General features: G+C 48.7%; 7 protein-coding genes and 3 pseudogenes. 3 read left to right on the top strand and 7 right to left on the bottom strand.

Annotation, left to right across the window (positions count from 1 at the left end):
* Positions 1-57: 57 nt before the first annotated feature.
* The 3 genes from OGY18_RS09135 to OGY18_RS09125 all read right to left on the bottom strand — a co-directional run bounded on the left by OGY18_RS09135 (position 58) and on the right by OGY18_RS09125 (position 4262).
* The gene (locus OGY18_RS09135) at positions 58-339 is read right to left on the bottom strand and encodes a helix-turn-helix domain-containing protein (RefSeq protein ID WP_000780222.1); all 282 of its coding nucleotides are present in this window, start codon (positions 337-339) and stop codon (positions 58-60) included.
* A complete protein-coding gene (locus OGY18_RS09130) occupies positions 320-649 on the bottom strand; it encodes a type II toxin-antitoxin system RelE/ParE family toxin (protein WP_000493286.1) in 330 nt (109 codons plus the stop codon). Before OGY18_RS09130 ends, OGY18_RS09135 begins: the two co-directional genes overlap by 20 nt.
* A 604-nt stretch (positions 650-1253) precedes the next feature.
* Positions 1254-4262 carry a Tn3 family transposase gene (locus tag OGY18_RS09125; RefSeq protein WP_012817690.1) on the bottom strand — a complete coding sequence of 1003 codons (3009 nt, stop codon included), beginning with the start codon at positions 4260-4262 and terminating at the stop codon, positions 1254-1256.
* Between the two features lie 163 nt (positions 4263-4425).
* Between OGY18_RS09125 and OGY18_RS09120 the strand changes: the two genes are divergently transcribed.
* From OGY18_RS09120 to OGY18_RS09110, 3 genes are all read left to right on the top strand, one after another.
* Entirely contained in the window at positions 4426-4974 is a 549-nt protein-coding gene (locus tag OGY18_RS09120) for a recombinase family protein (protein ID WP_025760443.1), read from the top strand.
* Between the two features lie 102 nt (positions 4975-5076).
* The gene (locus OGY18_RS09115; RefSeq protein WP_032490861.1) at positions 5077-7020 is read left to right on the top strand and encodes a site-specific DNA-methyltransferase; all 1944 of its coding nucleotides are present in this window, start codon (positions 5077-5079) and stop codon (positions 7018-7020) included.
* Entirely contained in the window at positions 7013-9388 is a 2376-nt protein-coding gene (locus tag OGY18_RS09110; protein WP_075335825.1) for a DEAD/DEAH box helicase family protein, read from the top strand. The genes OGY18_RS09115 and OGY18_RS09110 overlap by 8 nt, the downstream gene beginning before the upstream one ends.
* A 183-nt stretch (positions 9389-9571) precedes the next feature.
* Here OGY18_RS09110 and tnpB read toward each other — a convergent pair.
* From tnpB to OGY18_RS09090, 4 genes and pseudogenes are all read right to left on the bottom strand, one after another.
* Positions 9572-9769: pseudogene (gene tnpB / locus OGY18_RS09105) on the bottom strand (IS66 family insertion sequence element accessory protein TnpB); the annotation flags it as partial.
* A complete protein-coding gene (tnpA, locus tag OGY18_RS09100; RefSeq protein ID WP_000839182.1) occupies positions 9766-10170 on the bottom strand; it encodes an IS66-like element accessory protein TnpA in 405 nt (134 codons plus the stop codon). The gene tnpA and the pseudogene tnpB, both read right to left, overlap by 4 nt.
* 81 nt (positions 10171-10251) lie before the next feature.
* Positions 10252-10506 (bottom strand): annotated as a pseudogene (locus OGY18_RS09095) (IS1-like element transposase); the annotation flags it as partial.
* A 34-nt stretch (positions 10507-10540) separates the two neighbouring features.
* Positions 10541-10710, bottom strand: a pseudogene (locus OGY18_RS09090) (transposase); the annotation flags it as partial.

The following is a 10710-nucleotide window of genomic DNA, read 5'->3' as shown; positions in this document are numbered from 1 at the left end:
TTAACAAAATTTTGGGACTGACCGAAACAAAAAGGCCAGCCCCGGAGGGCTGGCTATTCAGTACAGGGCAATGACAGGTTTCTTGATGCCGCAGGCGTGAGCGTAGCGGGTCAGTGTGTCGATGCTGGCTTTGGTGATGTTGTTTTCCAGGCGAGAAATAACCGGAGGTGTAACCCCCATGCGTTCAGCAACCTGCGCTTTTGTCAGGTTGTCATGCTTGCGCCATTCAGCAAGCAGCTCCCTGAGCTTTTCCTTACGTTCTTCTTCCTGCCATGCAGCGCGATATTCATCGTCCTGCATCCACTCGTTATGCAGTTCTTTATGGCTTACCAGTTTCATTAAGTACCTCCGCTAACCGCTTTTTGGCGAGATCGATTTCTTTCGCTGGCGTTTTCTGTGACTTCTTGATGAAAACACGGAGCATGATGATGGTATTGCCTTTGTGGTATACCCAGATTCCCCTGGCTATGTCCGTCCCCATCGTGCGGATCTCAAAAAGTCCATCGCCCAGGGGCTTCGTGTCCGGCTCCCGCAGTAATCGGGCGTCATACTCCAGTTTGCCGATGAGACGGTCAAACTTCACCCTGATTTTTACGGGTAATGCTGTGGCTTCTTCCCTGGCTTCCGGGTGATAAACAACGCTAAACATGTGACCTCCCATTTCTATTAATATTAACCTATAGGCTAATTTCAGACAAGGTAGAATTAACCTATAAGCTAATTTTGTTGGCAGTTATCGTGGCTACCCGGTCACTACCCTGTTAGCGTGAGTTTTCGTTCCACTGAGGAACGGGGATTTATGCGCGTTAGCGCATGTAAGGCGGCAGGATGAAATGACAGGTAGCACCGAGGGTTAGCCGCCGATACCAGTGAGGGATCGAAAGGGATCGCCTATCCATCCCTTCACCCTGCAAAGCCATATTCCGCTAAAAGCGGCTCAGAGGCTTTTGTGCGCGGTCGGAGTGGTCACAACAAGGCCGAAGCCGCAGTTGGGGCGTATCTCCGCGTTAGCGGGTCGTAAGAGCCGCTTACGAGCGTGTAAGCTAATTCTTCAGCGATATTTGCTGACGTATCCGGCGTGGCCGGATTTGTCCAATCCCTCGATGGCTAACAGGCGAGCTGTTAGCCATCGAGGGATTCCGTTCTGAATGCCCCGCGCTTTAGCGTGGGGAGCTACTTTTGAGGCGCTCGCGCCGATGCTGTTCGGTTATCCACTTTTTGGGGTTTGAGAGCCAATGGAACGAAAACGTACGCTAAGAAGTTAATTCATTGTTTAAATTGAAATTTAGTTCTCTCAGTTCCCCCTTCAAAATATCCTCCGGTAGCGTAAACGTATAATGCCCCAGCATATTGATATGCCCGTGCATCAGTGGGGACAACCGGGCGATATCTTCAACCCCGATTTCTTCTCCATTACTGCGTATCCAGCTCAGGGCTTCCTGCATATAAAGTGTGTTCCACAGTACCACTGCGTTAGTGACCAGGCCCAGTGCCCCCAGCTGATCTTCCTGACCTTCACGATAGCGCTTTCTGATCTCACCGCGCTGCCCGTAGCAGATCGCCCTCGCCACAGCATGGCGGCCTTCCCCCCGGTTTAGCTGCGTCAGGATCCGCCGACGATAATCCTCATCATCAATATAATTAAGAAGGTACAGCGTCTTGTTGACGCGCCCCACTTCCATGATCGCCTGTGCCAGCCCTGATGGGCGCGAGCTTTTCAGCAAAGAGCGAATGAGTTCTGAAGCATGAATGGTGCCCAGTTTCAGCGAACCGGCGGTTCGCATCATCTCATCCCACTGATCCTCGGCTTTCGACAGATCGGCACAACCACGTGCCAGTTCGTCCAGTGCACCGTAATTTGCCGATTTATCCACTCGCCAGAATACCGCTTCACCGGCATCGGCAAGCCGGGGGGAAAACTGGTATCCCAGCAGCCAGAAGAGGCCAAAAATAATGTCGCTGGTACCGGCTGTGTCTGTCATGATCTCAACCGGATTCAGCCCTGTCTGCTGCTCCAGAAGGCCTTCCAGCACAAAAATGGAATCTCGTAATGTGCCGGGGACAACGATGCCGTGGAATCCAGAGTACTGATCAGAGACGAAGTTGTACCAGGTGATGCCACGTCCGGAACCAAAATATTTTCTGTTAGGTCCTGAATTGACGGTTTTCACCGGCGTGACAAAGCGCATGCCATCAGCTGAAGCCACTTCGCCACCACCCCAGCGGCCAGCAAGCTCCAGTGTGGACTGAAAATCAACCAGGCGGGCATTGGCGCTGACCAGCGTTTCTGCCCGGAGGTAATTCTGTTTTACCCAGCTAAGCCGGTGGCGCGTCAGCGCCGGTATATTGTGCTTTATCAGCGGTTCCAGCCCGATATTGCAGGCCTCTGCCATCAGGACCGCGCACAGGCTGATGTGCAGATCCTGTGCCCGGGCCCCGGATTCACTGACATGCGTAAACTCACGTGTAAATCCCGTTCTGGCATCTATTTCAAGCAACAGTTCCGTCAAATCTACTGGCGGGAGTAGCAGCCTTACCCGACTGTTGAGACGATGCAACGATGTTGGCTCCTCCAGTTTCTCCAGGCTGCTGATAGTCAGGGAAGGATGTTTACCGTCATGGCAAATATGAACCTCCGCATTTCCTTCAAAGCGGGATGCGACGGTTTTCCAGGTTTCATCTAGCTGGACCGCCAACTGTTGCACGCCTTTATGTCCATCAGTGGGATGTCCCAGCGCCCGGCAAACGGGGACCCGCTGAGCCTGCCATTCTTCCCCCTGCAACAGCTTCTCGCGGGGATTTCCCCAGCGATCGCTGTTTTCGAGCCAGATGTCCCTTCGACGTAGTGCATCCTGAAGGCGCTCCAGCAGACAAAGCGAGTAACCGGCACGCTGTATCCGGCCCTCCGCATCGTATACCAGGCGTTTCCAGGGGCCGGTAATAATATGTTCAGGCGCATTGTCCAGGATGCGCTTTTTCGAGCAGTTCAGTTCGGTCAGATAATGAATGGCGGACAACGTATGTTCTCCGGCTGGCGCTGCCTGGAAATGCAGGTCGCGCAATACCGCCGGAAGAAAGCGCTTTACCCGCCCGTACTGCTCCACCATTTCGTCATGGAAATTGTTGTTCTGAGGCCGGGCCAGCTCATTTACCTTGCAGACGGATTCTGCCAGCCTGCTTTTCGGTATGCTGTTGAATATGGTCTCCCTCAGTTCAGCATCGTCAGCCTGTTCATCCAGCAACAATGAACATGCCCGCGCCAATATTAGCGCAGCACGATCAAGATCTTTAAGCGTCCTGAGCCGTTTTTTCTGCCCCGTTTTCTTCGCCGCACGAGTGATATCCAGTATCAGCATATCGAGCACATCAACGGCCTCATCCAGCGCCGCAGTCTCCTGCGCTTTAACGAATGCTGTGAGTACGGCCAGTTTTCTCTGCTGTGGCATTCGCGCGATATATTTTACCGACGCCATGCCTGCGTAACGGGCCAAATTACGCAGTTGTATAGCAGGCAGACCGGTAAAATTCAGTCGGGAAAATTCCAGGTTTCGCAGCCGGATATACCGCTCCAGCGCTTCGGTAAATGCCGGGCCGCTGACGGTGACCGGTCCCTTTTTCAGTTGCTCCAGCGGTGAAGTACGCTGCCCCTCAGGAATGTCCAGAAGCTCCGTCACGCGGGCGGTCTGCCAGCTGTCCGGCAACGCGGCCAGTTTCTTCCACAGCCGCTGATTTGCCCGTTCGCGTATTTCACTGACGAGACGTACAAGTGTGGTTGCTCCGGGCAGCAGGACCTTATTCTGAAGCAGCCACGCGGTGGCAAAATCAAACATAAGGCCGGGTCGCTCATTACTGAGCCATGCGCGGGTGTACAGCAGGCGCTTCAGGCGGAAAGACCAGGGGAAATCGCCAAATTCATGGTAACCGTAATATTCCTTAATCAGCGCAGTATGCTCTCTGAGGGTGGTAACCCGTTCTGCGTAGCGGGTAAGGACTTCTGGACGGCGAATATTAAGCTGCACCGCGACAAATTGCTGAACACCTGGCAGAACCCGGGTTAAGTCTGTCAGAAAGGTGCCCAGAAAACGGGCGGTGGTGAGCTGAAGCGCAATTCCCAGCCGGTTATGCCTTCCCCGCCGCTGGTTAATGAAGGCAAGATCCCGCTCATCAAGATGAAAATAGCGCGCCAGCTGCACGTCATTGGGTTCTGCAACATAGCGACCATAATTCAGTTCCTGCTCAGTGGTCAGAAAATCGACGGGCATACCGGCCTCCCTGCCTGATGGTCATGAATTAACAATTTCGCAACCGTCCGAAATATTATGAATTATAAGACAGCATAAAACGGCAGGCATGGACTGTCTATTAAATCGTATTTTTGCCATAATAGACATACGGTGTCTGATATTCGATTTAAGGTACATTTTTATGCGACTTTTTGGTTACGCACGGGTATCAACCAGTCAGCAGTCTCTCGATATTCAGGTCAAGGCGCTCAAAGACGCGGGGGTGAAATTCAACCGCATCTTTACCGACAAGGCATCCGGCAGCTCTGCCGACAGGGAGGGGCTGGATCTGCTCCGTATGAAGGTGGAGGAAGGTGATGTCATTCTGGTCAAGAAACTTGACCGTCTTGGCCGCGACACTGCCGATATGATCCAACTGATTAAAACATTTGACGCCCAGGGCGTGGCTGTCCGGTTCATTGATGACGGGATTAGTACTGATGGGGAGATGGGGAAGATGATCGTCACCATTCTTTCAGCAGTAGCTCAAGCAGAGCGTACTCGCATCCTTGAACGAACAAATGAAGGAAGGTTAGAGGCCAAGTCTAAAGGGATTAAATTTGGCCGCAAACCAACAGTGGATAAAGCTAAAGTTCACTGTCTTCGTGAACAAGGTCTTGGCGCAACCAGCATATCCAGACAGTTAAAGATTGCACGTTCCACAGTCTACAAAATTCTCGCTACTACGTAGTGGTACACATGATGGAACGTCACTAGTAGGCTGAACACGATAGGAAATAACCTCGTATAAAGCTATGTCTACTGTTATTAGCATGAACGATAAAGGGCAATTATGGATTACGAACAACTGCCTAGGGCGGCACTGGTCCGAATGCTTCAAGAGCATGATGCGGCACTAGTCGACGCCGGTAAAAATGGCATCGTTATGAATTACACCGGCCGAACAGCTCCGTGGCAAATAATCAGACAGGTGAAGCCTAAGCTCTTCAGTATTATAAAAAAATATTCTTGTGGTGAAGAGCTTGCTCAGGCTGAAAATGAGATTTGGGATGGAGAAAATCTTTCCGCAATGGTCACTCTCTATAAATATAGAGGGCAGATTGATCTCGTACTGACAGACCCTCCCTACAATACCGGAGAGGATTTCCGTTATAACGACAAATGGGATAAAGATCCCAACGACCCTGATTTGGGCGATGTAGTTCCTAAAGACGACGGTTCGAAGCATAGCAAATGGTTGCGCTTCATGACCCCCAGAATTTGGATGATGAGGGAGATGCTGAAACCAGGTGGCGTGATGGCGATTTGTATCGATCATCGGGAACTTTTCCGCCTAGGAATGCTCATGGATGAGATATTTGGCGAGGATAATCGTTTAGCAATTATTAACTGGCAAAAGTCCGCGGCTGCGAGACCTGATAATAAACATGTCTCGACGGCAACCGAGTACGTACTGGTATACGGGAAAGATATAACCCGTGTACGGACGGCATCGCTCGCTCGTGGAGAGGCTGACAACAAGAGATACTCCAATCCAGACAACGACCCGGGAAACGACTGGCGTGAGGGAAATCTTACTGCAAAAAGTTATTCAGCTAAGGACGACTATGGTATCCAGTCTCCATTCACAGGAGTTGTGCATTACCCAGCTGGTAATGGTGCGTGGAGGCATCCTAAGAAGAATGTAAAAATATGGCTGAACGCTTGGGGACCTGAGTACGAAGAACGCGATATAGGAGATGGTCGTGGAAAAGCTTTGGTTGTTAAAGGCCAACAACCAGGAGCTATCGCGAGCTCAGTATCTAAGAAAGCATATGCCCGGCTTGCAAAAAATAACTGGCCATTTCTTTGGTTTGGCCGGGACGGTCTGGGTAGACCCCGCGTCAAAACTTATCTTGAACAAATAAAGAAAGGGAAAGTGCCCGTAACATACTGGTCAGATACCGATCTTGCCTCCGAAATCCTGACTGACATTGATTTAGGCTCTACATCTTGGGATTACTCGGAGTCGGGTCGATCTGCAGATGGTGTGGCCGAACTAACAGCTGTTGTTGGTCAAGGGCATGGTTTTTCTACCGTAAAACCTCTCAAATTGATGACCAAAATCATCCAACTCTGGTGTCGTCCGGACGGCATTGTTTTAGATCCATTTGCAGGTTCTGGAACTACGGGGCATGCAGTGCTTGAATTAAATAAAGAAGCCGATACAAATAGACGATTCATTTTAATTGAACAAGGCAATACTGAGAAAGGTGACCACTATGCAAAAACCCTCACAGCTGAGCGTGTAAAGCGTGTGATTTCAGGTGATTGGTCTAAAACTAAAAAAGAACCATTAGTGGGGGGATTTCGATTTATTGAGCTAAAGCGCGAAAAAATAGACGCTGATGCGGTGAATACGCTTGCTCGTGAGGAAATGATAGATCTATTACTCACAAGTTATTGGGATAAAGCAGAAAAAGCAAAGTCGTATCTCAGAAGGCTACCTACTCAGCCGAATCGGCATCTATTTGCGGTTAACTCGAAACAAGAAGGGTTCTTCTTAATTTGGGGGGCTCCAGATAAACCATCAGCCCTGACTAAAGCAGCATTCAGGGAAATAGCTGAAGAGTCTAGGCAGGCAGGTTTAGCCCCACATTATCATGTGTATGCTGCCCTTGCTCCATACACCGGTAGTAGTGTCGAATTTTATAAAATCCCAGATAGGGTTCTTGAGCACATAGGTTTCAGCCAGCGTCAGGACTCCTTCAATAATGAGAATGATACTGATGCCTGATTTTGAACTTAAAGTATTTCAAGCCGATGCTGCAAAGACAATCGTAGACCGCTACGCATTTTTCGCTGGGCATCCATATCGCCCTAGCAAAGGGCCAAAACCGCGACCATTTTTTCAGGCATTATCTGCACTTACAGGAGCAGGCAAGACACCAGTATTAGCACAAGCCGTTACCCTACTAAGATCTCATTTTTCTTCAGAACCCATAATATTCTGGATGTCTAAAGCGAAGTCAGTAGTTGCTCAGACCTATTCTAACTTTAGTGCAGGTGGAAAATATTCAGAAATCGTAGATGGTTTTCGTATCATAAATATAGCTCAGCTAACTCCTATGCATATCGAAGATGGGAGCACACCTTTGATGATCATGGCCACTACTGGTCTTTTTAATAACAGAGATCAATCTGAGGGGGCTTTAAATATATATAAGAAAGATGCTGATCTATTCGGCGATTCATCTCCATGGGAGCGACTTATTGCACGAAAAACAGGTGCTAAACGGCGCCCATTATTAATTGTGTATGATGAGGGACATAATCTTTCTGAGCAGCAAACAGAAATTTTATCTGAATTGGAACCTGATGCATATTTGCTTGCAAGTGCGACTTTAAAGTTGCCAGCTAATTTTCATAAGGCTGTTATCCAACCGATAAAGCTTTGGGCTGAAGAAGCCTCTAATGATTATGAGCGCTTTGCGGAACTTAGTGCACTCGGGGCTGATGGTAGCCCTGATGCACAGTTATTCGTTACGACAGCCATTAGCAGTGAAAAAGTTGTTAGCGCCGAGTTGGTTAAAAAAGCTATTCAATTTGACGGCACTACCGGGGCAATGGAAAAATCACTTGATGATCTTCATAAAAGATTAGAATTGATAAAAGCTGAGATTTCCGAGCGAGGTCTTGGATTCAGTCCAAAAGCCATATACGTGTGCAAAACAAACATTGCTGATGACGGCGAAAAAGATGATCACTCCAAGCCATTCATGCATCGGAAAGCACCTCCTATCCGTATTTGGCGTTATTTGGTCGAAGAGAAAGGTATCCCCCCAAATGAAATTGCGATTTATGCAAACTTGTCTTTCTTGGATGGGAACAAGCCAGCGGAGGTCAATCTTTTCTCAAAGGGAGAGAATGATTTTGAGGATTTTCAGGCTGGTAATTTCAAACATATAATCTTCAACCTCTCTCTTCAGGAGGGATGGGATGACCCTGCTTGTTACCTTGCTTATATAGATAAAAGCATGGGGTCGTCAATCCAAGTAGAGCAGATCATCGGCCGTGTTCTTAGGCAATATGGCGCACGTCATTATGATAATCAGTTAATTAATTCTGCACACTTCTTTCTCCGTGTTGACAATCAAAGTGTATTTTCCTCGGCAATAAATGCCGTAAAGGATAAGCTAAAAGCTGAGGGTGCACCTATTGAAATAGTGGATAATTTTAGCGGTACTGCAGGCACTGCTGAAGATCTTAATTTAAAAGATGGCATGGATGTTAAACTCCATCACGTACATGTTGATGCTAGCGATGCGTGTATTCGAATAGCCGAAATTCTAAGCGATTTTCCTACGTTCGTCGAAGGGAGTGCAGATACTCAGGGACAAGCTCATATTGCAACACAGCTCGTCGAGCTTGACGCATTGGGGCGAGATAGTAAAGCAACTGAGTGGACGCCTGAAGGCAATACAAACCCCGTTCGGTTAAGGTGGTTGATTAATACAGCTATACGGACACGGTCAAATAGAGCACTTGCTATAACTGATCTTAAACATCCTAAATTTGATGTTAGAGTTCAGATAAATAGTTCTGCCGCAAGGTATGCAGATAAGTTAGCTGCTGAAATAGTTTCAGCATATTATGATAACTCTGAGCTGGCATATGAAAGCGATTCTCCGTTTCAATTTGGTGTTATTCGAGTTCCTCGTAACGCTACTCACTTTGAGCATTCATTATATGAAAAGTACTCAGGACTTAATAAGTTCGAGGCTCCTTTTGCTGAGGCTTTAGATAGGTCTGGTTACCCTTGGCACAGAAACCTGAGCAGTGGCGGTTTTCATATCCCACTATTGACAGAGGGTGATACAAGCTCATTTTATCCAGACTTTTTAGTATGGAAGTCAGACCTTGTCTATTGCCTTGATACCAAGGGGGGCCATCTATTGACTGATGCCGTAGCGCGCAAGCTTTTTAATATTCATGAAGATGGTCGGAGTAAGATTCTAGTGAGATTTATCACAGAAGGAAAGCAGACAGAGCTGCGCGGCAAAGCAACAAAGGGAGGATATACTGTATGGAAAATGAAATCTGGGCATCCTACCCCAATTTATGTGGCGGATTTAGACAAAGCTGTTAGGGAATGTCTAAAATAGCGAAGCCATAGCATAGAATTTTTAATGGCATTATGATCAGGACATAAAGGACTTCATGCAGGGAAAAAATATCCCAAAAGAAACTGGTCATGTCAGCACACCAAAGGATCCTCGCCGGATCCTTTGGTTTTTCTCAGCCACAATCGCTTAACGTGAGTTTTCGTTCCACTGAGCGTCAGACCCCAGACACAGTCCATCGCCGGTAGACCAGAGGAGCTTTACCTGACTGCCATTACGCCCACGGAAGATAAAAACGTGACCTGACATCGGATCGTCTTTCAGCGTCGTCTGCACCTTTGCCGCCAGGCCGTTGAAGCCGTTTCTCATATCGGTGATGCCAGCGACCAGCCAGATCTTTGTCCCTGATGGTAATGGGATCAACGTTTGAGCTCCCGTATCAGCAGGTTCAGGATATTTTCGCTGATGGCACCATTCAGACGGAGTGATCCGTGCCGGAACGTCACTTCACAGCTGATATTGAGTGATTCAGGTGCCGCAGCAGCTACAGGTTGTGACCGGGGGGAGGTTGCAGGGACAACATCTTCGGTATCAAGTGTTATCGGGAGCAGCTCAGGCACGTTGTTTTCTGTTGTTGAAGGAGGACGTAGTTTTCCTTCGCGCCAGTACTGGCGCCACTTGAACAGCAAATTATCGTTGATCCCATGCTCACGAGCGAGTTGCGCTACGGAGATCTCTGGTCGATGCGAGAGTTCAACCATTTTGATTTTGAACTCAACGGGATAATTAGGGCTTTTTTTACGCACTGCGGTTAATGATTTCATGGATAGCGTCCACCATATTTGGTGTCCACTATCCTCTCAGGAATATCAGGATCTGCCAGACGGTGCTGAGACGACGCTTACTTTTAAATGGCGGAAAATCGTGTTGAGGCCAACGCCCATAATGCGGGCGGTTGCCCGGCATCCAACGCCATTCATGGCCATATCAATGATTTTCTGGTGCGTACCGGGTTGAGAAGCGGTGTAAGTGAACTGCAGTTGCCATGTTTTACGGCAGTGAGAGCAGAGATAGCGCTGATGTCCGGCGGTGCTTTTGCCGTTACGCACCACCCCGTCAGTAGCTGAACAGGAGGGACAGCTGATAGAAACAGAAACCACTGGAGCACCTCAAAAACACCATCATACACTAAATCAGTAAGTTGGCAGCATCACCCAGACGGCGAACCTGCTTTTCCAGCTCGCGGATACGTTGCTGGTCTGGAGTAATGGGTGTGGCAGAGGACGTAATCCCCTGGCGCTCTCTCCTGAGCTGGCGTACCCAGCTCTCAAGCGTAGTAGAACCCACATTCATCGCTTCACTGG

The sequence above is a fragment of the Citrobacter sp. Cpo142 genome, assembly GCF_030332425.1.
Taxonomy (GTDB): Bacteria; Pseudomonadota; Gammaproteobacteria; order Enterobacterales; family Enterobacteriaceae; genus Citrobacter; species Citrobacter portucalensis.
This window is presented reverse-complemented; position numbering and strand designations above follow the sequence as displayed.